General features: G+C 62.3%; 1 protein-coding gene. It reads left to right on the top strand.

Annotation, left to right across the window (positions count from 1 at the left end; all coding sequences use genetic code 11):
* Positions 1-122 precede the first annotated feature (122 nt).
* A complete protein-coding gene (locus EOA49_RS31825; protein ID WP_127243594.1) occupies positions 123-1,496 on the top strand; it encodes a hypothetical protein in 1,374 nt (457 codons plus the stop codon).
* The last annotated feature ends 128 nt before the right edge of the window (positions 1,497-1,624 follow it).

Below are 1,624 nucleotides of genomic sequence, written 5' to 3'. Positions count from 1 at the left end.
AGCTGGCAGCGGTCGCGCCGGAAATCATGAAGGCGTTCCGCAAGGATGAAATCGGCCTTAACGAGGTCGCCGCCTACACGCTCACCGACGATCAGGAGCGCCAGCGCGCCGTTTTCAAGGCGATGCCGAAGGCGGCAAGCTGGCAAATCAAGAAGGCGCTCACCGAGGGCAACATTCCCCTGTCGGACAAGCGCGTCCGGTTCGTGACGCTCGAAGCTTACGAGGCAGCGGGCGGCGGCGTCATCTGCGATCTGTTCGCAGAGCGCGGCGACGACGCCTATTTGACCGATGCTGCCCTGTTGGACCGGCTTTTTGCCCAGAGGATCGAGGCGGTTATTGAGCCGGTGAGGGCCGAAGGCTGGCAAGAGGTGCTGTTTTCGTCGGAGGGGTATTATTCCATTTCGGAAAAGTACCGGGGTCGAATCTATCCGACGCGCCGAGAAATGACGCCCGAGGAACAGCAGCAGCGGGACGCAATGACAGAGCAACTGGTGGCGCTCGGCGTCGATGCCGAAGTCGATCCGGACAACGAGGAGCTTGCCGCGCAGTGGCAAGAGCTTTCCGATCGCATCGATGCTATGACGCCGGAGGTCTATGATCCGGAGGAAATGGCCAAGGCTGTTGCAGTGGCGTGCTTCGACTATAACGGCAACCTGACCATTCATCGCGGCCTCACCGTCAAGAACGGCAACACGCGGAGTGAAGCAAAAACCGGACCCAAGGTTGACGCCGAAGGGATAGAGCTTCCCGGCGCGGCCATGCAGGAGGAGCTTGCAGCGGTCCGCACGGCATGCGTTGCTGCCGATCTTGCGGCAAACCCGAAGATCGCCCTTGTCGCAACGGTCCATGCGTTGGCAGCAGAGGCATTCAGCCGCTATGGCGGGCACAGCGCATGCCAGATTTCGCTTGATCGCGGACACCCGGAACAGCGGATAGCCAACAAGGAAATGCGCCCGCTCGTCGCCATCGAGACGGCGCTTGCGGCGAAACGTGAGGCCGCACCAAAGAACCCCGGTGATTGGTGGGGCTATTTCCTCGCTATGGACGAGACGGCCTTGCTCGAACATCTGGCCGTGTTCACCGCCATTTCGCTCAAAGCCTTCAACCCATTTGGCGGTGCAGCGGTGCGCGTTCAGGCCGACGCACTGGCCGAGGCGTTGGACAGCCGCCCTGAGCGGTGGGTGACACTTTCGGACCTTGAGTTCCTCCGGCGCACCAAGAAATCGGTGATCCTCGCCGCCGTCGAGCGCGTGAAGGGCAAGGACCGAGCCACCAACCTTTCCGGCATGAAGAAGGGCGATCTTGTTGAGCGGGCAACCGCCGAGCTGGACGGGCTCTGGCTTCCTGCTTCCCTTTCGGCATTCGCCAGCGAAGCCGATAGGCAGAAGGCGGGCGCCCCGTACTGCGATCCCGTCTTTGACGATGCGATCGAAGACGACGAGCTGGACGAGGAAGAACTGGACGGCGACGACACCCTTCCCGAAGCGCCCGAGTGATCGACGGCACCGGCCGCGTCCCTCGAGCGCGGCCGGTGCCCATTTTTTTGCACGGAGCCGCCGTCTCCTATTTCCAGGTTCGAGACGACGGCCCGCTCCCCTGTTTGCAATTCGGGAAGCGTTGGCAC

This window comes from Mesorhizobium sp. M1A.F.Ca.IN.020.04.1.1, from assembly GCF_003997315.1.
Lineage (GTDB): Bacteria > Pseudomonadota > Alphaproteobacteria > Rhizobiales > Rhizobiaceae > Mesorhizobium.
Note: the sequence above shows the minus strand (reverse complement) of the source record. Positions and strands in the feature narration are given on the sequence as shown.